This window comes from Hymenobacter aquaticus (assembly GCF_004765605.1).
Classification (GTDB): domain Bacteria; phylum Bacteroidota; class Bacteroidia; order Cytophagales; family Hymenobacteraceae; genus Hymenobacter; species Hymenobacter aquaticus.
On sequence record NZ_SRLC01000002.1, the window covers coordinates 1,096,951 to 1,116,489 of the forward strand.

The following is a 19,539-nucleotide window of genomic DNA, read 5'->3' on the forward strand; positions in this document are numbered from 1 at the left end:
CTACTGGTTGTCGTTCAACGACGAGACGCAAGATGTTGCGTCTCTACAGCAGGTCGGTGAGGTCGGCTATTTCCTGGCGGGCGCGCTCTATTTCGGGCTCCTCGGCGAAGTTGGCCTGCACCCATTCCGTGAAGCCGCTCACCATCTCGCCCACGGCCTGCCGGCTGCTCATGGGCGCTTTGGCTTCGGGCGTGGCCGGCTCCTCGGCCGGGCCCGACATGAAGTCTTCCAGCCCCAGGGAGGCCAGCACGTCGGAGACGAACACCAGCCCGCACACCTGCATGGCCTGGTAGATCTGCACCAGCTCGGGCATGCTCAGGGCCAGCTGCTCGCCGGCCTGCAACGCGCCCAACCGCTCCGACAGGGCCTCCAGCTGCAAGGGCTGCAAGGCCGGAATCTGCCGCACGGCCAGCACGAAGGGGATTTCCGTGTCGTCGGGCAGGCTGTGCACCAGCAGCACGGCCAGGCGCACCATCTGTAGCTGCGGGTCGTTGAAGCGCACCGTGGCCACCGGGGGCAGGGGCTCGGGGGCGGCGGCGGTGGCCGTCGCGCTGTGCGCGTAAAAGGCGGCCTCGATTTGCAGGCGGTGCTGGCCCAGGCGGCCGGCCACGGCCCGGTCGGTTTCGGCCAGGTGCTGCTCCACCGACGCCAGGAAGGCCTCGCTCAGCTCGGTGCAGTACACCTTAATGGCTTCAATCTGCTCTTCCGACACGAACATCTGCTGGCGCACAAACCGCAGCACCGGCTCGGCCAGGGACGTGTCGAGGCCCAGGCGACCCAGCAGCAGCAAGTCGTAGACGTGGCCGGGCTGGGTGTGCAGGGCGGCCAGCAGCTGCTCCTGGCTCAGAATGGCGTTCAGCTCGCCGACCGTGGCGGCGTTTATCGGCGTGAGCAGGGCCAGCTGCTGCACCAGCGCCGAATCGGGGCGGCTGAAGAGCTCGGCGCACACCATGCCGTGCAGGGAAAGGCAGTGGGCCAGCTGGTCGTAGAAGTCGGCGGGCAGCTGTGCCAGCCAGGCGTCGGAAAGGGTAAAATTCATCGTCACGGCAAATAAGGCCGCAAAGAAGAGAAGAAAGCCTTGTTTCCAGGCAACTACCGGCTGGAAATACCCTGATTGCTAATGTGGCTAGTAGAAATGGCGGGAGTAATGCTGCTTTTTACTAAAAAGCGGGAGCATTTTCCCCTCCGAAAGCGTTACCTTTATTCAACGTACTACCTGAATATAGCCCCGCTATGCGCGAACCATTCATGACCGGTGGCACTGACCACATGGACTCCGGCGAAAAAGAGATTGACAAGGCCCTGCGCCCGCTCAGCTTCGCCGACTTTACCGGGCAGGCCAAAGTGGTCGACAACCTGCAGATCTTCGTGGGCGCCGCCAAGCAGCGCGGCGAGGCCCTCGACCACGTGCTGCTGCACGGCCCGCCCGGCCTGGGCAAAACCACGTTGTCGCATATCATTGCCAACGAGCTGGGGGCCGGCATCAAGATGACCTCGGGCCCGGTGCTGGATAAGCCCTCGGACCTGGCCGGCCTGCTCACCAACCTGGACCCGCACGACGTGCTGTTCATCGACGAGATTCACCGGCTGAACCCCGTGGTGGAGGAGTACCTGTACTCGGCCATGGAAGACTACCGCATCGACATCCTGCTCGACTCGGGCCCGAATGCCCGCTCGGTGCAGATTTCGCTGAGCCCGTTTACCCTCATCGGGGCCACCACCCGTTCGGGTATGCTGACCTCGCCGCTGCGGGCCCGCTTCGGCATCAGCTCCCGCCTGGAGTACTACGACGCCAAGCTGCTGACCGACATCGTGATGCGCTCGGCCGAAATCCTGGCTACGCCGATTCACGAGGACGCGGCCTTCGAAATTGCCCGCCGCTCGCGCGGTACCCCGCGGATTGCCAACAACCTGCTGCGCCGCACCCGCGACTTCGCCCAGATCAAAGGCACCGGCACCATTACCGTCGACATTGCCCAGTTTGCCCTCAACGCCCTCGACGTGGACGCCCGCGGCCTTGACGACATGGACAAGCGCATCCTGAACACCATTATCGACAAGTTCAAGGGTGGCCCCGTGGGCATCAGCACCATTGCCACGGCCTGCGGCGAAGAAGCCGAAACCATTGAGGAAGTGTACGAGCCCTTCCTGATTCAGGAAGGCTACATCAAGCGCACCTCGCGGGGCCGCGAAGCCACTGAGGCGGCCTACAGGCACCTGGGCAAGCTCATGCCCCAGCACCTGCGCGGCAACTCGCCCGGGGATTTGTTCGGGGCACCGGCGGAGGAGTAGGCGCGGTTTGATTTTGCTAAGCGGCGGGAAGTCTTGTAATGAGAGGCTTTTCGCCGCTTTTGCTATGCTAAAGAGGGGCGTAATATCTTGTGTTCTTTTTCAGAAACTAAAGACTGTGAGACTATGAAAACAGTGCTCTTAGCTATTGTCCTTATCTGTTTTGCTCAACAAGTGGAGGCTTGCAGCTGTGGCCCTGTTTCCAGGATAAAGCAGAAAGACTTAGTTAATGCGGAGCTAATTTTCATTGGTAAGCTGGTCAGAATAGATAGTTTGGACTTATCAGACAGACGATTAGTATTCGAAGTAATAAGTGCTATTAAAACTAATGGTGCCAAGCAATTAAGCGTAGTAACGGGGTATGGGAATGGAGACTGTGGATTGGATGTTGAGCTTGGGCAGGAGTGGTACATTTTTGCTGAACCCCGCGAAGGAAATGCGCGAGCTATGATGTGCGGCCGTAGTTTTTTGATGAGCCAGACTACAGCTTTAGTAGGTAGTTATACTGGGTATGATGACGCAGCAATGGAAGCCTATTCGGCTCAGATTAGAAGAGTTGCGCTAGAAATAAGGTACGCTAAGAAACATCTGCCCAAATAAATCTTACTTAAAATTTGACACTTAATCCAATGCTTCCTACCGCTCAGTACACTGCTTTCATCAAGCGCCGCGCGGCGGAGCTGGGCTTTATGTACTGCGGGATTTCTAGGGCGGAGTTTCTGGAAGAGGAAGCGCCCCGGCTGGAAAACTGGCTCAACCAGCAGATGAACGGCAAGATGGCCTACATGGCCAACCACTTCGACAAGCGCCTCGACCCGCGCCTGCTCGTGGACGGGGCCAAGTCGGTCATTTCCCTGCTGTTGAACTACTACCCCGCCCCCGAAGACCAGCAGCCCGACGACACGCTCAAAATCAGCAAGTACGCCTACGGCCGCGACTACCACTTCGTCATCAAGGACAAGCTCAAGACGCTGCTGGCCGATATGCAGCAGGAAATAGGGGAGGTGGGCGGCCGGGTATTCGTCGATTCGGCCCCGGTGATGGACAAGGTGTGGGCCAAGAAAAGCGGCCTGGGCTGGGTGGGCAAAAACTCCAACCTGATAACGCCCGGCGTGGGTAGCTTCTACTTCATTGCCGAGCTCATCGTGGATCTGGAGCTGGACTACGACGGGCCCATTAAGGACTACTGCGGCACTTGCACCAAGTGCGTGGACGCCTGCCCCACCGACGCCATTACCAACCCCTACGTGGTGGATGGCAGCAAGTGCATCAGCTACTTTACCATCGAGCTCAAGGACCAGATTCCGACGGAAATGGCGGGCAAGTTTGGCAACTGGATGTTCGGCTGCGATATCTGCCAGGACGTGTGCCCCTGGAACCGCTTCGCCAGGCCCCATCAGGAGCCGCAGTTCCGGCCCCACGCCCAGCTGCCCCACCTCAAGGCCAACGACTGGCAGGAAATCACCCACGAGCTGTTCGCGGAGCTGTTCCGGCAGTCGGCGGTGAAGCGCACGGGCTACGAGGGCCTGAAACGAAACATCCGGTTCGTGACAAACGAACCGGATGCTATAGGTAATACGGAAGAATAAAGAGCGGCTAGGCGGCTGAGGCAAAAACGCGGTTCAGGATGCCCCGGTAGATTTTGACGAACTGTTGATAGCACCAGGCTTTCAACTCGGCTAACTCCGTCGGGACGAGCATGCGGAAACCTTTGCGCAGCTCTTTCTCAAAAAGAATTTTGTCGAAGCTGACTTTTAGCAGGATGGTTTTAACGTATTCCAGCATCGGTCAAGGTTGTTTTGGGTAGGTTGGGTGGGTTGGTAGGTCAAAGGGCAGAACTGTATACGAGAGCCGCTGAAAAAGCTGCGGCTGGGAACCTGATCTGGGGCAACTTTATTGAAAGATACAAGAATAAATCTTGATAGTACAAGCTGATCAATGCTTTTTAACCTAGTCTTAATACAAAAAGGGCCGAGCAACTCAAGTTGCTCGGCCCTTTGCACGGGTAAGGCGCAGTTCGCCGCCTAGGCGTAGATAAACAGGTTGGCAATGCTGGTAGCCGTGGCAGCCGTCATCGGCTCGTCGAAGGCTTCCTTGATGCTTTGCACGGCCTTCTCCGGCGTGGTCGTGACGACCGTGGCGCTGGTGGCGGGGAAGTAGGTAATGTCGGTGGTGGTAATGATGGCCTGCTTTTCGGCGTCTTCGCCGGCGTACACGGCGGCCGTGGCCGTCGTCGTAATTACCTCGTCGAGGGGGCTCACCCAGTAGCGCACGTTGGCATTGAGGGCGCGGCGCATGCCCCGGATGTGGGCCGCGTGCCGGGCCTCTACGGCGTGGATGCGCAGGGCGCCTTCCAGCAGCTCGTCGTCGCTCATCAGGTTTTCAACCTGGCCTTTGTAGGCCCGCACGCCGGTGTCTTCCAGGAGTTGGGCTACTTTCAGGAACGTGGGAAAGTCGCTGAAGACGGTCGGGAACAGCGGCGTCTGGGTGCCGTTCTTGCTGCCCGTGAAATCGAACTTCGGCTTGTCGGGCACAGCCACGCCCGACGATTTCAGCGCGTTTTGCAGGTACGTTACGTGGTCCTGCTCGTGCTTGGCAATGGCCTGAATAACGCTTTTGGTCGAGCCCGGAAACACCATTGACGAGGCCAGGGCCCGGGTGTAGAACTCACTTTCCAGGTATTCCAGCGTCAGGGCCAGGGTGAAGGTGTCGAGCACGGTAGACGACCGTTTGGCGTAGGCGTTGGTCAGCACGCCGCCCAGGGCCAGGGGCACGGCCGCCGCTACGGCCTGGCGGCCTTTCTGGCCCAGGCTGGTCAGCACGCCCCGGCGGCCACTGACACGCGCGAAGGAAGCGGGTTCAACGGCGGCCAGATCGGCGAGTAATTTCAGAATATGCATGGCAAGTACGTGTCAGGGAAAAGGCCCGCCTAAGCGGTTGGCAGCGAGGAAACGTCGACGGTGTAGGGCAGGAAGAAGCTGGCGGCCGCCGTTACTACCTGCTTAGGCGTGAGCACCGCGCCCAAGCCAGCCGCCGCGCCGCTGGCTTCTACCACGTCGGCGAAGGGGTCGAGGCCGAGCAGGTCGTGAATCAGGGCCGCGTGCCGGGCTTCTACCGAGGCAATCTTGCCCAATAGGTTCAGCGTGTTTTTGGTGGCAATGAGCTTGCCGGCCCCGTTATAAGCAGCCACGCCTAGGTCTTCGAGCGTGCGAGCCGCGCCCAACACCCCTTCGCGCGTGCTAAACGTCACGGAGCTGAAGTTGAACTCGAAGGCCCCGATGCCGTTGGAGCCCAGCAGCTGCTTAAAGAATTCGCGGTGAATTACTTCGTGGTCCCGCAGGTCGGTGAAGGCGGCCAGCTCGGTGGCGCTCAGAAAGGCCGGCTTGGCATCAACTACTTTCTGGTAGAAGGCGGCCTCCAGCTGCTCGAGCAGGTACACATAGTTGAGCAGGCCGTTCTCCCCGCTGCCAATGCTGATGACGGTGCCCGGGTCGGTCGGCTTTATCTCGGAATCGTCGCCGCAGCCGGCCAGTACCAGGGTGGAAGCCGCTACGGTAGCGCCGGCCACCCGGAAGAAGGAACGGCGCCGCATGGTACGGGCCAGAAAGGAAGAAGAAAAACCAGACTCAGACATTAGCTAAAAATACGCCAGCGGAAAGAATACAGCCACTTCGGCGGAAAGCAGCTGGAACAAAGGTACTCCGATAAACCCGGATGCGCCAAGCAGAGGAGTCGGGGCAGGGTTGAAAAGTTGCGTGGCCCGGGACAGGCAACCCGCAAAAACAAAAAGCGGCTGACTTCGCAGGGAAGTCAGCCGCTTGGCTTGCACAGAAAGTGCGAAGAGGTCGGAAATGGATTAGATTACCAGACCACCGGCGCGGGACGAAGCCAGTACTTCATCCTTGGTCAGAATTTCGTCGAACGCAGCGGCAGCATCCGTGGCGCTGTAGGGCGTGGGCAGCTGCTTGGTCAGGTCGTAGCCGGCCTGCGTAACGTTGCTTTCCGGAATAGCACCGGTGTACACGGGACCCAGGGGCTCTGGCAGGCTCGAGTCGGAAGCGGGAATCCAGGGGCTCTGGCCGCGCATGGTGCGGATGTGGGCCGCGTGACGCGCTTCTACCGAGTGAATCTGGAGCGCAACCTGGAGCAGGCTGGTAGCACCGGCCATCTGGCCCATCAGGGCGCCGGCCTGGCCTTTATAAGCCCGTACGCCGGTGTCTTCCAAGGCCTGAGCTACTACCAGCTGGGTAGTATAGTCGGCGGGGAACTTGGCGGGGTTGAATTTCTTGCCGGTTACGGGCGTGCCTTTCAGCGCGGTAATCGTGTCGCTCAACAGCTTTACGTGGGCCGTTTCGTGCTTTTTGATCAGGGCAATGGCGCCGGCGGGAGCCCCGGCGGGCACCTGGTTGGCGGCAATCATCTTGGCGTAGAAGTCCTCTTCCAGCAGCTCCAGGGTCAGGGCGTAGTTGAGTACGTCAATAACCGAAGTGGAAGTGGTCTGGCCGTAGGCTTTCTGGAACAGCGAAGCTACGAAAACCGGGGCGGCAGCCAGAGCGCCTTTCTTAGCGGTGTCGCCGAGGGTTTTGAAAACGGCGCGGCGAGAGTCGAAGCGGCCCAGCACGTCAGAATCTACCTCCGACAGTTGCTCAATGATGCGAAATATGTTCATGATAAGGAGTCGTTAAACGGAGGAGAAACTATTTGCCCACGCTGGCGGCGTCCAGCTTTTCTTTGATGAAGCCCTGGGCGGCGTTGATAACGTCGACGGGCTCCATGGCTTTGTCCAGGCCCGAGCCGTCCACGATGGAGTCGTCGGCGAAAGAGCCGTTGGAGAGCAGGTCGCGCACGTAAGCAGCGTGACGGGCCTCCACCGATACAATCTGCCCGGCAATAACCAGGTAGGCGGCAGTTTTGAGGTATTTACCGGCGCCGTTGTAAGCGGCTACGCCCAGGTCCTCGAACGTACGGGCCGTTTCGAGCACCGACTGGCGGCTGGTAAAGGTGATTTTCGAGAAGTCGGGCGTCAAGTCCTGCACCGGCGTAGCCTTGGCCACGTTTACAATAGCCGCCTTCAGGAAGTCGCGGTGAATGGCTTCGTGGGCGGCTACTTGCTTGAAGTAATCCAGCTCACCGGTTTTGAAGTCCGTAGCGGGAGTTTTTACTACGGCGGCGTAGAAAGCGGCTTCGAGTTGCTCCAGGGCATAGGCGTAGTTGAGCACGCCCACGTCGCCGGAACCCAGGCTGATGCCGTTGGGCGTTACCGAGTCGTCGTCGTCGCTGCAGCCCGAGAGGAGCAGGGCCGTGGCACCAGCCGTAGCACCGGCGTACATGAAGAAGGAGCGTCGCTTAATCGGCACATAGAGAGGCTGGGCAAAACCGGCCTCATCCCCGCTGGAGTTGATGATCTTGGACATGGGAGGAATAGATAAGGGTGAAAGGGAAAGTAAAGGCAAAGCGCTGCCAGCACGGCTCAAAAGCCGTTTTTTGCCGGGAGCAACCAGAAATACTGTTGGGGTTTGGCGTGATTTACGGCATCGGCCGCAGTATGGATTGCTATTGTCGATTATTTTTATTAATAGAGCAAACGATATATATCCGGGCAGTAGGGGTGCGCAACCCCGCTACCGTGCTGCGGGAGGCGTTTTTCCGTAGCTTTGCTGCCTCACATGCTTCTGCGAATGCCGGTCACATTGCGTTGGTTTTTCTTGCTGTTGCTGCTTCTGCTGGCCGAAGCGGGCGCAGGATTGCAAGCGCAAACCGGTGCTGCCCCCGCCGCACCGCCCGCTGCTCCCGCGCCGGCCGCGGCCAAGTCCGCTGCCCCGGGGCAGGCCGAAGTAGTGCTGGGCCGTACCGCCTTTCCCGTCAACGACTACTTCACCATCAGCTTTCGGCTGCGGGGCGCGGCCCTGGAGCGGTATTCGCCCTTTCCGGACATTGAGGGGTTCAAGAAAAGCAGCAAGTCGAGCACCACGACCACGCGCATCGTGGGCGGCCAAACCTCCACGGAGCTGACCATTACCCAGCGCTACGCCGCCTACGCCGAGGGCGAGTTTGAGCTCAAGCCCTTCACGATGACCGTCAACGGGCTAACGATACGCTCGGCCGGGGGCAAGTTGCAGGTGCTGCCCCAGCAAGCCACGCCTCCGCCCGCGCCCGGTGGCGCCGCCGTGCAGGGCCTGGGGCTGCTCGACAAGCTGTTTGGCAAACCCAAGCCCCAGGAGTTCGTTGAGCCCCAGGACAACGCCTTTCTGGCCCTGGTGCCCGACAAAACCAGCGTCTTCGTGGGGGAAGGCGTGCACGTGGGCCTGTATTTCTACCTGACGCCCGCCGACCAGGGCCTGCTCAGCTTCTACAACTTCGGGGGCCAGCTGCCCGAGATTCTGCAGCTCATGCGGCAACGCACGGCCTGGGAAGAGCCCTTCAACGAGCAGGAAATAGTGCCCGAAACGGTGGTGACGGGCGGCAAAACCTACCTGCGCTACCGCCTCTACGAAGCTGAATACTACCCCCTGAATACCCAGCCGCTCACGTTTCCGGAAATACCGCTCCAGATGGTGAAGTACCGGGTGGCCAAAAAGCCTGAAGCCGGCCTCGACAACCGCATGGAGGGCTTCAAAACCTACCGCACCACCGCCCGCACCATCAGCGTGAAGCCGCTGCCGCCCCACCCGCTGCGCGACCAGGTGCCGGTGGGCGACTACCATCTGCGCGAGGCCATCAACCGCACCAGCTTCCGGACCGGGCAGGCCTTCACCTATTCCTTTATCGTGGAAGGGGAAGGCAACCTGGCGGCCCTGGCCGCGCCGGTGCCCCAGCCCGTGGCGGGCGTCGAAGTGTATGGGCCCGACACCGAAACCGGCATTACCCGGCAGGCGGGGCGAGTGGGGGGCACCAAACGGTTTCAGTACCGCCTCATTGCCCGCCGCCCCGGCGTGCTGGCCCTCGACAGCCTGCTGAGCCTGGTGTTTTTCAACCCCAGCACGGCCCGCTACGATACGCTGCGGCCCGAAGTGCGCCCCGCTGTGAAAGGCCCCGCCAGCACCACGCTGGCCTTCACGGCCCACCCCGACGACCCTTACTACCAGGACATGCTCGAATCGGCGGACAACCGGGTGCAGCGGCGCGACGCCTACGCCGAAGTGCTGCGCTACGCCAACTACATCCTGCTGGCCCTGGGGGCGCTGGCGCTTTTCGGGTGGTGGCGCGGTGGCCGCCGGGCGTAGCCGGCGCTATTTGCGGCCGCCGCCCGAGTCCTGGCGCGTAACTCAAGTTTTAACGGTTCCTTTGCGGCACCAGAACTGATTTTTTGTCTTCTATGAATACGTTTGGCACTTTATTCCGCATTACCACCTTCGGCGAATCGCACGGGCCCGGCATTGGGGTCGTGATTGACGGGTGTCCGGCGGGCATAGCGGTAGACAGCACGACGATACAGGCCGCGCTGGACCGGCGGCGGCCCGGGCAGTCGGAGCTGACCACGCCGCGCCGCGAGGCCGATCAGGTGGAAATCCTGTCGGGCATTTTTGAGGGGCAGACCACCGGCACGCCCATCGGCCTGCTGATCCGCAACCAGGATCAGGCCAGCCACGACTACTCCCACATCGAGCACGCCTACCGCCCCTCGCACGCCGATTATACCTACGACCAGAAGTACGGCCGCCGCGACTACCGCGGCGGGGGGCGCAGCTCGGCCCGCGAAACGGCCGCCCGCGTGGCCGCCGGCGCGGTGGCCTCGCAGTTTCTGGCCCAACAGGGCATTACGGCCCTGAGCTACGTGTCGCAGGTAGGGGCCGTGGCCGTGCCCGTGGGCTACGAGCAGCTCGACCTGGGCCTGATTGACAGCAACATGGTGCGCTGCCCCCACCCCGAAACCGCCGAACAGATGACCGAGCTGATCCGGCAGGTGCGCGACCGGCACGACACGGTGGGCGGGCTGGTGACGGGCGTGGTGCTGGGCGTGCCGGCCGGCCTCGGCGAGCCGGTCTTCGATAAGCTGCACGCCGAGCTGGGCAAGGCTATGCTGAGCATCAACGCCGTGAAGGGCTTCGAATACGGCTCCGGCTTTGCCGGCACGCTGCTGTTCGGCTCCGAGCACAACGACGCCTTCTACACCGACGAGCAGGGCGCGGTGCGCACCCGCACCAACCATTCGGGCGGCATTCAGGGCGGCATCAGCAACGGGCAGGATATTTATTTCCGGGTGGCCTTTAAGCCCGTAGCCACCATTCTGCAGCCCCAGACCACGATTAACGACCAGGGCGAGGAAATTACCCTGGCTGGCAAAGGCCGCCACGACCCCTGCGTGCTGCCCCGGGCCGTGCCCATCGTGGATGCCATGACCAACCTGGTGCTGGCCGACATGGTGCTGCGGGCCCGGGCCAACAAGGTATAAGCCGCTGGCAAGGTGCCAATTCCGGGCCGGTGCGGGCGGCGCTGACCGTAGCGGCCGGTAAGTGAGCGTGGCCGAAACCGCCGTTCCTTGCGTACCTTTGGAACAACTAGCCGGTGGCACGGTTTTACCGCCGCGGTTGTTACCAATAGCAACGCCATTTTCCGCGTCTTCTCTTTCGTCTCCAAGTCTTTCAAACATGGCTGATACCCTCACTTCCCCCGCTGCGCCGGTTTCCATCTACGCCGAAGCCAGCCCCAACCCCGAATCCATGAAGTTCGTGCTCAATACCCAGCTGCTCAGCGACGGGGTGAGCGTGGATTATCCCAACGTGGAGGCCGCCGTTAATTCGCCCCTGGCCCAGGAGCTGTTCAACTTCGACTACGTGGGCCGGGTGTTTATTGCCGCCAACTTCGTGACCATCACCAAGACCTCGGACCTGACCTGGACGCACCTCATTCCCGAGCTGCGCACCTTCCTCAAGTCGTACGTGGAAGCCGGCGGGCCGCTCTTCACCGTCGACCCCGCCGCCGAGCAGAAAGCCGCCCAGCACGCCGCCGCTACCGGCGACGCCTCCGAGCAGGACCAGCAGATCAGCCAGAAGGTTATCGACCTGCTCGAAAACTACGTGCGCCCCGCCGTGGAGCAGGATGGTGGCAATATCACCTTCCGCTCCTACAACAAGGGCGTGGTAACGGTGAACCTGCAAGGCTCGTGCTCGGGCTGCCCCTCGGCCACCGTCACGCTCAAGTCGGGCATCGAAAACCTGCTCAAGCGCATGGTGCCGGAAGTAACTGAAGTGGTAGCCGAAGGCATCACGGTATAAGCATTGCTTCTCAACAGCACAAAAAAAGCCCGGCTAGCAGTAGCCGGGCTTTTTTTGTGGTGGGGTGGCAGCAGGTGTAAAAGAAAAAAAATAAATTCTTTTACACCCCGAGCGGGCCCTACCGCCCTTTCACGGTGAAGGCCCGGCTCACGTTGAAGCCGAAGTAGATGTCGCCGTCGAAGAAGTTGCCGGTGGTGCGGGGCACAAACAGGCTTTCCATCATGCCCTGGGCATTGGTGACGTGCAGCTGAAACACGTGGCCCCCGGTTTCGATGTCGACGCCCGCGCCTAGGGCGTTGCGCATGTCGTCGGCGGTGGCGCCGGGCAGCAGGTAGTAGTAGTCGGCCGTAAGGGCCAGGCGCTTGGTGATTTTCTGGCGGAAGGCCGCGCCCAGGGCGTACACGTCGTTCTGGTCGCGCCGGGTGTCCACGAAGTTGCGGTGCACCAGCGTGGGCATCAGCTGCACGGAAAGGCCGGGGCTGAACTTGCGGGCAATCAGGGCCTGGTAGGTGTAGGCCCAGCGGGTGCGGGCGGGGCGCTCGGGCTCCCGAAACCGCAGGGACGTGAGGGCCGCGCTGCTGAACAAGGTCACGGAAACCGGCATGGCGTGGGCCCCGGTGCTTTGCCGCAGGGCCTTGTATTTGAGGAAGCCGTCGAACGTCTTTTCCTGGGAGCTGCGGCCGATGCCCGCCGTGAGCCGGTCGGTGAGGCCGTACTCGAAGCTTAGGCGCAGCACGGCCTGGTCGAGGCCGAAGAAGTTGTAGGCCCCGCTGTTGAGCGTGCCGAAGCGGTGCTGAATCAGGAACAGCAGCGTGCCCTGGCCCGGCGTTTCCACCGACTGCGAGTTGATGATGTGGGTGCCCTTGAAGGTGGCCTGGGTGAAGTTGGGGGCGGCCTGGGTGCTGTCGGCCTTGGCTTCCAGCTCTTGCAGCAGCTCATCCTGGGCCTGGGCGGCGTGGCCGGCGAGCAGCGCGGCCCCGAGCAGGCCCCCGGACAGAAAACGGCGGAACATATTCATCGGGTGTTGGTGGCTTGCAGCGGAGCAGTGGGCGAGCAGGCAAAGGAGACGGTGACGGCCACGGATTTGGCAATATTCTCCCGGACCAGGGCCGGAATTTCGATGTCGTAGTCGGCCGGGGCCACCGAGAACTTGGCGCTGATCAGCAGGTAGTCGTCCTTCAGCTCCAGGGTGCCGGGCACTTTCACGCGGCGCTTCACCCCGTGGATGGTCAGGTCGCCTTCCACCACCACGCTCTGCGGCCCGCCCTGGTGCAGGCTGCCCGGCTGGAAGTTGAGCACCGTGCCCGCAAACGTGGACCGGGGAAACTTGTCCGACTCCACGTAGTTCTCGTTGAAGTGCTCCTGCATCAGGGTGCGCCTGAATACGAACGACTTCATCGGGACGCTGAACGCCAGCTGGCCCGTGTTCAGATCCAGCACGCCGTTGGCCTGGGTGCTGCGGGCCTCAATGTCTTCGATGGGCGTCGCGGAGAAGAAGCTGATCAGCCCGGCGCGGGTCGAGTATTTGCCCTGGGCCCCGGCGCCGGGCAGCAAAACCAGGCTCAGGAGTACTAGCAGTAGCGTTTTCATAGCGGCGGGGTCAGTTGTTGGGCGCTTTATCCTCAACCCACTTTTTAATGCGGGCAATGTCGCAGTCCGAGAGCTTGGGCAGACCCTGGGGCATGGGGTCGAAGCCGTCGGCGTGGCTCGTGACGCCCACCAGCAGGCCGTTGTCGGCGTAGCGCTTCACCTGGGCGTAGGTTTCCAGCACCACGTTGCCGGTTTGCAGCCGGCTGTTGTGGCAGCTGCGGCAGTTCTGCTCCAGAATGGGCGAAATAGTGGCGCTGTAGGTGGTGGCCGCCACTGCGCAGTCGGGCGGGGGCTGGTTTGCGAACAGCTCTTCGGCGTTGTCGTAGGCGCAACTACTGAGCATAGCCAGTCCGCCAACCAGAAAAAGCACTGGGCGTAGCATATAAAACAGGAAATAGTGGGAAGGCTGAAACGGTGGCCGGTTAGCGCGGGGCCGTGGGCAGTAAGCTGTATTTAAGGTTGAAAAACACGCCCGCGCTGCTGAGCTTCACCTTGCCGAAGCCCACGCCCCCCAGCGGAATCTTCACGAACGGCTCGCCCTGCGCCGACCAGCGGCCCCGCAGGCTGTGCTCGTAGCCCACCGAGAGGTTGACCACGCTCACCCAGTGGTTGGAGCCCTTGGCCAGGCTCCAGTCGCGCACCACGTACTTGCCGTTGTAGTCGTAGCCGTAGCGGTACTGCTCGTTGCGCATCAGCAGGGTGGAAAGGCCCACGGAGGCAAAGGCGGAAGCATTAGCCCGGCGCAGCACGTCGTAGCGCAGGTTGATGGGCAAATCGGTGATGTTGCAGGTGGCGTCTACCTCGTCGATGGTGAAGTAGTTGGTCCAGTAGCCCGCCGGCGGGTGGTAGTCGGAACCCCGGGCGGCGTAGCGTTTCACCGCGCGCAGGGCCGCCACGTTTACGCGGAGCCGGTCGGTGAAGCGGTATTCGAGCTGCACGCCCAGGTTGCTGCCCAGGCCGGCCTTCTGCACCCAGCCCCCGGAACTCAGCTCCGGGGCATACAGCAGCCCGAGGCTGAAGCGGTAAGCCGGCTGCGGCCGGGACGGTTTCTCCGCAGCGGAATCAGCGGGGGCGGCTGGTGGTGGCGTAGTCGGGGGTGCTGTCGGCAAAGCCGCCGCGGCCAGAGCCGGAGTAGCGGCCGAATCCGCGTGGGTGGCTCCTGAAGTGCGGACGGGAAGGGGCTCACTCCCCGGCCGCGTAGCTGCTGCAACAGCTGCTTCAGGAGCTACCGTTTCGGCGGCCGGCCCGGTCGTTGCCGACGACGACGCGGGTGCCGGGACACTAGTGGTAGTGGATACGTTACTTGCCGCCACCGGAGCCGTGGCAGCCGGTTCGGCACTCAGCCCAGATACGCGGCCCGCCGGCCGGTTGGATTCGGTCAGGGCCAGCATGAGGGCCGGGCGGCGGTGGCGTCGCGCCGGATGGTTAGCAACGCTACGCGTCAGGGCCGTTGAAGCCGTCCGGGCCGGTTCCGAGGTCGGTTCGGTGTCGGCTGTCGTCCGGCGGGGCTTGCGCGTGGGCGTCCCGCTGCCGATGGCCAGGAAGACGGGTTTCCGAACCCGGCCGGGGCGAGTATCGGCCGGGCCCGTTGCGGCGGCCGGGGGCGTTTGCGCCGCCGCTTCACGGGTGGCCGGCGGTGCGCTAGCCGCCGCAACGGGCTGGACTAACGAGGTAGCCGGCGGTTCAGGGGGGCTTACGAGGCCGCGAGCCGCCGGCGTAGCGGCCGGACCGGGGCCGACAGTGGGTTGGGTTGATTGGGGAGTAGAAGCCAGCCGTTCGGTTACTCTCCCTGCATCGGTGGCGGGTAGCCAGCCGGGCGAAGACAAACCCAGCCACCCCAGCAGGGCTACCAGCAGCACCACCGCCTCCAGCGCGAAGATGCGCAGCACCCGCCGCTGCACGAGCTGCTCGGCGGCGGCGGCCTCCAGCTTCCGCTCCATTTGCAGCCAGGCGCTGAGGTTATATTCGTCGGGGTATTGCTCGGCGCCCCGCTGAAACAGCGCGTCAAGTTCTTCATCCGACATGTCCGGCGTACGCATGGTGACTAGTTTTTTTAAGAATGTATTTGAGGTGCGCGCGCGCCTTTGACAGGTTTGATTTGGAGGTGCCCACCGAAATGCCCAGCTGGCTGCTCACCTCCTCGTGGGTGTAGCCATCAATGACGTAGAGGTTAAAAACCGTCCGGTAAGCGGGGGAAAGCTGCTGAATCAGGTGAAGCAACTCCTCGTAGGACAAATTGTCCAGGGCCGAGTTGCTGGTATCGGCTTCGGCGTAGGACGCGTCGGTAAGCTCCTGCTGGTGCTGGTGCTTTTCCTGGGCGCGGTAGTGGTCGATGGCCGTGTGAATCATGATGCGCTTGAGCCAGCCCCGAAACGAGCCGCTGACCTCGTGGCGGGCCACGTCGAAGCGGCTCACGTCGCGGAAAACTTTCATGAAGCCGTCGTTTACGGCTTCCATTGCCTCGTCGCGGGTGCGGGTATAGCGCAGGCAGATGCTCATGCCGAAGCTATAGTACAGCCCATACAGTCGCCGCTGCGCGTCGCGCTCCGCCCGCCGGCAGCCAGCCAGCAGGGCAAGAAGCATCTCGGGGTCGTGGTCGGTATGGGGCACGGCGTCGGGGTTTATATCCAGCGACTCGGCGGCGGTGCGGAAATGGTTGCCTCCGGCAATAAAATTTACAAAAAACGGTGGTAGCCAGATCGATATATGCCCAACAAAAAAGCCTGACCGGCGAGGTCAGGCTTTTTTAATCGTTTACAGAATCCGACTCAGCCGAAAAATCCGGCGGAGTCCGTGGTCCTTACTGCACCGTGGTCGACAGCTTGGGCGCGTCGGCGTCGGAAATAACCGTCGAGGTGGTCGTGCCACGCTCCCGGGCCTCCTTGCGACCGTAGGTGTCCAGGATAATCGGGGTAGCAATGAACAGCGACGAGTAGGTGCCGAAGATGATACCCACAATCATGGCGAAGGAGAACGAGCGGAGCGTTTCACCCCCGAAGATGTAAAGCACGATTACCACCAGGAATACCGTGGTAAACGTAATCATCGTGCGGGAGAAGGTGCTGTTCAGGGCGGGGTTCACGACCTGGGCAAACGTCAGGTGCGGGTTCTCGCGCAGGTACTCCCGGATCCGGTCGTAGATAACCACGGTGTCGTTCATCGAGAAGCCGATGATGGTCAGCACGGCGGCCACGAAGATCTGGTCCATTTCGTAGTTCAGGCCGAACAGACGGGCAATGGGGTAGGCGGCAATAACGAGCAGGGCGTCGTGGAACAGCGCAATAACGGCGGCCATCGAGTACTGCCACCGCTCGAAGCGGAACAGTACGTAGACGAAGATGCCCAGCAGGGTCAGGCCCAGGCTCAGCACCGAGGTCTTCTTGATGTCGTCGGCAATGGTGGCGCCCACTTTCGAGGTGCTCTTGATCTGCGGGTTGTCGGCACCGTACTGCTTCAGGCCGGCCAGCAGGGCGTTCTGCACTTTCTCGTCGGCGGCGGTGCTTTCGTCCTCAGCCAGGTAGCCGGTCGTGATGCGCAGGCGGTTCGGGGAACCAAAGGTTTTTACTTCGGTACCAGCACCCTGGAAATCATCAGCCAACGATTCTTTCACGTCGGAAGCCACTTCGGCTTTGTTGAAGTCGACCACGTAGCTGCGGCCGCCGCGGAAGTCAACACCCAGGTTGGGGCCACCCTGCACGTACATCAGCACAAAGCCGATGATGATGAAGACAGTCGATACGACATAGGCAATCTTGCGCTTGCCCACGATGTCGAAGTTCAGCCCTTTGAACAGGTGACGCGAAATGGGGGTGCTGAAGGTGATGCTGGTCGTTTCCTTGCCCTTGGTCAGCCACTCGATGATGAGGCGCGACACGAACACGGCCGACAGGAACGAGGTCAGTACGCCGATACCCAGCGTGATGGCGAAGTTCTGCACCGGACCCGTGCCAAAGAAGCCCAGGATTACGGCAATCAGCATCGTGGTGACGTTCGAGTCGAAGATGGCCGAGAAAGCGCGGGCGTAGCCTTTGTTGATGGCGTCTTTCACCGTCAGGCCGTGGTCCAGCTCTTCCCGGATCCGTTCGAAGATCAGCACGTTGGCATCCACTGCCATACCGAAGGTCAGCACCAGACCGGCAATACCGGGCAGGGTGAGGGCCGTGCCGAACTGGGCCAGCACGCCCAGAATCAGGAAGCCGTTGAACAGCAGCGCGGCATCGGCCACCAGGCCGGCCTTGCCGTAGTACACGGCCATGAAAATCATAATCAGCACCAGGCCGGCCAACGACGAGTACAGACCCTGGTTGATGGCTTCCTGGCCCAGCGACGGACCTACCACGGCTTCTTCCACGATGCGCGTGGGAGCGGGCAGCTTACCGGCTTTCAGGACGTTGCCCAAATCCTGGGCTTCTTCGATGGAGAAGTTGCCCGAAATGCTGGAGTTGCCACCGGCAATTTCAGCCTGCACCACGGGAGCCGAGTACACGTAGTCGTCGAGCACAATGGCTACCTGGCGGCCAATGTTGGCGGCCGTCAGGCGCTGCCACTTCTTGGCCCCCGAAGGGTTCATCTGCATCGACACCTCAGGACGGCCACCCTGGTCGTAGTCCTGGCGGGCATCCGATACGACTTCGCCGCCGAGCGGGGCGGTAGCCTCGCGCGACTTGCGGATGGCGTAGAGCTGCAGGTATTCCTGGCCCTCGATTACGTCGGGCTTCACGCCCCACAGGAAGGTCAGGTTGGAAGGCAATACGGCGCGTACCTCGGGCATTTTCAGCATCGAGTTCACGCGGGCCGTGTCGCGCACGTTCGAGCCCAGGGCGCCGGGCATCGTGAAGAGCTTGGCCAGGGCGCTGCTCTGCTGGGGGTTAGCCGAGTCGGCAGCGGCGGTAGCGGGCTTCTTTTTGGCCAGCTGGCTGGCCAGCGAAGAAGAGTCGCCGGCGGCCGTGGTGGCAGCCGTAGCGGTGGTGTCGGTAGCGGCGGCGGTCGGAGCGGCAGCGGTGCCAGTGAGCTTCTCAGCGGCTTCTTTAGCCGTCAGCACTTCGTTGAGCTGGTTGAAGTAGGGAGCAAACTCGTCGGTGCGCCACACTTCCCAGAACTCCAGCTTGGCCTGGCCCTGGAGCAGCTTCCGCACGCGGTCCGGGTTGTCGACGCCGGGCAGCTCAATTTGGATGCGGCCCGTGCCTTTCACCCGCTGGATGTTGGGCTGGTTGACGCCGAACTTATCCACGCGGGTGCGCAGGATGTTGAACGAGCGGTCAATGGCTTCTTCCTCTTCCTTGTCGATGGCGGCAATTACCTTCTCGTTGGTCGAGTTGATGTCGATGCCCCGGCTCTTGTTGGTCGTGTTAGCGAAGATGCGCGCCAGACGGTCGTTGGGCGCGATGGTGCGGTAAGCCTGAGCAAACAGCGCCGTGAAAGGCGTCGACGGATTCGTCTTCTGCATTTCCTGGGCTTGCGCCAGGGCCTTGTTGAAGTTCACGTCCTTGGAGTTGCCCGACATAGCCCGCACGATTTCCACCGGCGAAACTTCCAGCGTCACGTGCATGCCGCCTTTCAGGTCGAGGCCCAGGCCCAGCTCCGAGGCGCGCACGTCGCGGTAGGTGTAGGGGCCAAACACGGGGGCGCGCCACACCGAGTCGAGGTAGTGCTGGCGCTGGCGCTCGTCGAGCTTACCGCTCTTGGAGGCATAAGCCACGGCATCCTTCTGCACCCCACGGGAAATGTAGGTGAAGAAGAGAAAGTACGCGCACAAGGCCGAAACGACGACCGTAAGCGCGATAATAAGTCCTTTATTACGCATTGAGAGAAAATAAAATGTATTCGGGAAAAAGCAATCCGGATCAGGCCGCGCGGCCTGCTGCACATCGAGTCAACTGCACTTGCAAAAGCACGCGGGCCCCGTAGCGGGAACCGCGCACCGGGCCAGCTCCGCTAGGGAGCCTGCGGCGACAGGGCCGCGAGCAGCAGCCGGGAGCGGAATAAATCGGGGAGGGCACTGGGCCGGGGCGGCAGCACCACCAGGCGCGGCCGGAGCCGGGGCCATACCAGCGCCTCGAAGCCGGGCTGCCAGATATCGGCGGCCGGGGCCAGCCACAACCCCAGCGGGGCGGTGGCTTCCAATAACACTTTCTGCTTTACCAGCGCCGCCTTGGGCCCCGCGCCCACGCGCGTTTCCTTACCCCCCGCCGGAATCCGGTAGGTGGCAACGGCCTGGTGGTTCAGCGACAGCACAAACAGCAGGGTAGCTGTGAGCAGCGTGAAGCGCAGGCGGGGCAAAAAGTGGGCGATAAAGACCGACATTCTCAAAGCAATGGCTACAAATATAGCCAAACCCGGCAGCGCGGGCAAGGCCAACGGGCCAGATTAGCCTGCTTCGGGCCAACAAACGTTGGCTAGATCCGTAGCGGCCGGCCCGTAAAGTCGGAATCAGGGGGAGCAAGGC

At 62.0% G+C, this 19,539-nt stretch carries 19 protein-coding genes; 6 read left to right on the forward strand and 13 right to left on the reverse strand.

The features are described from left to right. Positions 1-43: 43 nt before the first annotated feature. The gene (locus tag E5K00_RS17390) at positions 44-1,039 is read right to left on the reverse strand and encodes a hypothetical protein (protein ID WP_135464551.1); all 996 of its coding nucleotides are present in this window, start codon (positions 1,037-1,039) and stop codon (positions 44-46) included. Between the two features lie 194 nt (positions 1,040-1,233). On the opposite strand from E5K00_RS17390, the gene ruvB reads away from it, so the two are divergent. From ruvB to queG, 3 genes are all read left to right on the forward strand, one after another. Continuing rightward, positions 1,234-2,292, forward strand: coding sequence for a Holliday junction branch migration DNA helicase RuvB (ruvB, locus tag E5K00_RS17395; RefSeq protein WP_135464552.1), 1,059 nt, complete (start codon positions 1,234-1,236; stop codon positions 2,290-2,292). A 123-nt stretch (positions 2,293-2,415) separates the two neighbouring features. Then, entirely contained in the window at positions 2,416-2,889 is a 474-nt protein-coding gene (locus E5K00_RS17400; protein ID WP_135464553.1) for a hypothetical protein, read from the forward strand. A gap of 29 nt (positions 2,890-2,918) precedes the next feature. After that, complete coding sequence (queG, locus tag E5K00_RS17405; RefSeq protein WP_135464554.1) at positions 2,919-3,878, forward strand: tRNA epoxyqueuosine(34) reductase QueG; 960 nt, start codon at positions 2,919-2,921, stop codon at positions 3,876-3,878. Between the two features lie 7 nt (positions 3,879-3,885). Here the strand turns inward: queG and E5K00_RS17410 are convergent, their stop codons facing one another. From E5K00_RS17410 to E5K00_RS17430, 5 genes are all read right to left on the reverse strand, one after another. Next, positions 3,886-4,074, reverse strand: a complete 189-nt coding sequence (locus E5K00_RS17410) for a hypothetical protein (RefSeq protein ID WP_135464555.1) — start codon at positions 4,072-4,074, stop codon at positions 3,886-3,888. Between the two features lie 239 nt (positions 4,075-4,313). Continuing rightward, entirely contained in the window at positions 4,314-5,189 is an 876-nt protein-coding gene (locus tag E5K00_RS17415) for a ferritin-like domain-containing protein (protein ID WP_135464556.1), read from the reverse strand. A 29-nt stretch (positions 5,190-5,218) separates the two neighbouring features. Then, positions 5,219-5,923 carry a ferritin-like domain-containing protein gene (locus tag E5K00_RS17420; protein WP_135464557.1) on the reverse strand — a complete coding sequence of 235 codons (705 nt, stop codon included), beginning with the start codon at positions 5,921-5,923 and terminating at the stop codon, positions 5,219-5,221. Between the two features lie 222 nt (positions 5,924-6,145). Continuing rightward, positions 6,146-6,958: a ferritin-like domain-containing protein gene (locus E5K00_RS17425; protein WP_135464558.1), complete on the reverse strand. Its 813-nt coding sequence runs from the start codon at positions 6,956-6,958 to the stop codon at positions 6,146-6,148. A 28-nt stretch (positions 6,959-6,986) separates the two neighbouring features. Further along, complete coding sequence (locus E5K00_RS17430; RefSeq protein ID WP_135464559.1) at positions 6,987-7,703, reverse strand: ferritin-like domain-containing protein; 717 nt, start codon at positions 7,701-7,703, stop codon at positions 6,987-6,989. Positions 7,704-7,994: 291 nt separating this feature from the next. On the opposite strand from E5K00_RS17430, the gene E5K00_RS17435 reads away from it, so the two are divergent. From E5K00_RS17435 to E5K00_RS17445, 3 genes are all read left to right on the forward strand, one after another. Continuing rightward, positions 7,995-9,512 carry a BatD family protein gene (locus E5K00_RS17435; RefSeq protein WP_167856935.1) on the forward strand — a complete coding sequence of 506 codons (1,518 nt, stop codon included), beginning with the start codon at positions 7,995-7,997 and terminating at the stop codon, positions 9,510-9,512. Positions 9,513-9,604: 92 nt separating this feature from the next. Continuing rightward, positions 9,605-10,681: a chorismate synthase gene (gene aroC / locus E5K00_RS17440; protein ID WP_135464561.1), complete on the forward strand. Its 1,077-nt coding sequence runs from the start codon at positions 9,605-9,607 to the stop codon at positions 10,679-10,681. Between the two features lie 196 nt (positions 10,682-10,877). Next, on the forward strand, positions 10,878-11,504 hold the full coding sequence (locus tag E5K00_RS17445; RefSeq protein WP_135464562.1) for a NifU family protein: 627 nt from the start codon (positions 10,878-10,880) through the stop codon (positions 11,502-11,504). Positions 11,505-11,622: 118 nt separating this feature from the next. On the opposite strand, the gene E5K00_RS17450 is transcribed toward E5K00_RS17445, so the two are convergent. The 7 genes from E5K00_RS17450 to E5K00_RS17480 form a co-directional block, all read right to left on the reverse strand. Next, positions 11,623-12,516: a DUF5777 family beta-barrel protein gene (locus tag E5K00_RS17450; RefSeq protein ID WP_210114330.1), complete on the reverse strand. Its 894-nt coding sequence runs from the start codon at positions 12,514-12,516 to the stop codon at positions 11,623-11,625. Between the two features lie 2 nt (positions 12,517-12,518). Next, complete coding sequence (locus E5K00_RS17455; protein WP_135464563.1) at positions 12,519-13,094, reverse strand: YceI family protein; 576 nt, start codon at positions 13,092-13,094, stop codon at positions 12,519-12,521. Between the two features lie 10 nt (positions 13,095-13,104). Then, positions 13,105-13,476, reverse strand: a complete 372-nt coding sequence (locus E5K00_RS17460; protein WP_135464564.1) for a hypothetical protein — start codon at positions 13,474-13,476, stop codon at positions 13,105-13,107. Between the two features lie 40 nt (positions 13,477-13,516). Then, complete coding sequence (locus E5K00_RS17465; RefSeq protein ID WP_135464565.1) at positions 13,517-15,133, reverse strand: hypothetical protein; 1,617 nt, start codon at positions 15,131-15,133, stop codon at positions 13,517-13,519. Further along, a complete protein-coding gene (locus E5K00_RS17470) occupies positions 15,108-15,704 on the reverse strand; it encodes an RNA polymerase sigma factor (protein WP_245328331.1) in 597 nt (198 codons plus the stop codon). Before E5K00_RS17470 ends, E5K00_RS17465 begins: the two co-directional genes overlap by 26 nt. Positions 15,705-15,894: 190 nt before the next feature. Beyond that, the gene (secDF, locus tag E5K00_RS17475; RefSeq protein WP_135464566.1) at positions 15,895-18,897 is read right to left on the reverse strand and encodes a protein translocase subunit SecDF; all 3,003 of its coding nucleotides are present in this window, start codon (positions 18,895-18,897) and stop codon (positions 15,895-15,897) included. A 131-nt stretch (positions 18,898-19,028) separates the two neighbouring features. Then, the gene (locus E5K00_RS17480; RefSeq protein ID WP_135464567.1) at positions 19,029-19,397 is read right to left on the reverse strand and encodes a hypothetical protein; all 369 of its coding nucleotides are present in this window, start codon (positions 19,395-19,397) and stop codon (positions 19,029-19,031) included. Positions 19,398-19,539: the final 142 nt, after the last annotated feature.

What these genes read in the sequence shown, in the direction of transcription:
- E5K00_RS17450 (WP_210114330.1), bottom strand. Translation starts at nt 12,516, where the DNA reads ATGTTCCGCCGTTTTCTGTCCGGGGGCCTGCTCGGGGCCGCGCTGCTC.
- E5K00_RS17410 (WP_135464555.1), bottom strand. Translation starts at nt 4,074, where the DNA reads ATGCTGGAATACGTTAAAACCATCCTGCTAAAAGTCAGCTTCGACAAA.
- E5K00_RS17390 (WP_135464551.1), bottom strand. Translation starts at nt 1,039, where the DNA reads ATGAATTTTACCCTTTCCGACGCCTGGCTGGCACAGCTGCCCGCCGAC.
- ruvB (WP_135464552.1), top strand. Translation starts at nt 1,234, where the DNA reads ATGCGCGAACCATTCATGACCGGTGGCACTGACCACATGGACTCCGGC.
- E5K00_RS17425 (WP_135464558.1), bottom strand. Translation starts at nt 6,958, where the DNA reads ATGAACATATTTCGCATCATTGAGCAACTGTCGGAGGTAGATTCTGAC.
- E5K00_RS17430 (WP_135464559.1), bottom strand. Translation starts at nt 7,703, where the DNA reads ATGTCCAAGATCATCAACTCCAGCGGGGATGAGGCCGGTTTTGCCCAG.
- secDF (WP_135464566.1), bottom strand. Translation starts at nt 18,897, where the DNA reads ATGCGTAATAAAGGACTTATTATCGCGCTTACGGTCGTCGTTTCGGCC.
- E5K00_RS17420 (WP_135464557.1), bottom strand. Translation starts at nt 5,923, where the DNA reads ATGTCTGAGTCTGGTTTTTCTTCTTCCTTTCTGGCCCGTACCATGCGG.
- E5K00_RS17460 (WP_135464564.1), bottom strand. Translation starts at nt 13,476, where the DNA reads ATGCTACGCCCAGTGCTTTTTCTGGTTGGCGGACTGGCTATGCTCAGT.
- E5K00_RS17465 (WP_135464565.1), bottom strand. Translation starts at nt 15,133, where the DNA reads ATGCGTACGCCGGACATGTCGGATGAAGAACTTGACGCGCTGTTTCAG.
- E5K00_RS17415 (WP_135464556.1), bottom strand. Translation starts at nt 5,189, where the DNA reads ATGCATATTCTGAAATTACTCGCCGATCTGGCCGCCGTTGAACCCGCT.
- aroC (WP_135464561.1), top strand. Translation starts at nt 9,605, where the DNA reads ATGAATACGTTTGGCACTTTATTCCGCATTACCACCTTCGGCGAATCG.
- E5K00_RS17400 (WP_135464553.1), top strand. Translation starts at nt 2,416, where the DNA reads ATGAAAACAGTGCTCTTAGCTATTGTCCTTATCTGTTTTGCTCAACAA.
- E5K00_RS17445 (WP_135464562.1), top strand. Translation starts at nt 10,878, where the DNA reads ATGGCTGATACCCTCACTTCCCCCGCTGCGCCGGTTTCCATCTACGCC.
- E5K00_RS17455 (WP_135464563.1), bottom strand. Translation starts at nt 13,094, where the DNA reads ATGAAAACGCTACTGCTAGTACTCCTGAGCCTGGTTTTGCTGCCCGGC.
- E5K00_RS17480 (WP_135464567.1), bottom strand. Translation starts at nt 19,397, where the DNA reads ATGTCGGTCTTTATCGCCCACTTTTTGCCCCGCCTGCGCTTCACGCTG.
- queG (WP_135464554.1), top strand. Translation starts at nt 2,919, where the DNA reads ATGCTTCCTACCGCTCAGTACACTGCTTTCATCAAGCGCCGCGCGGCG.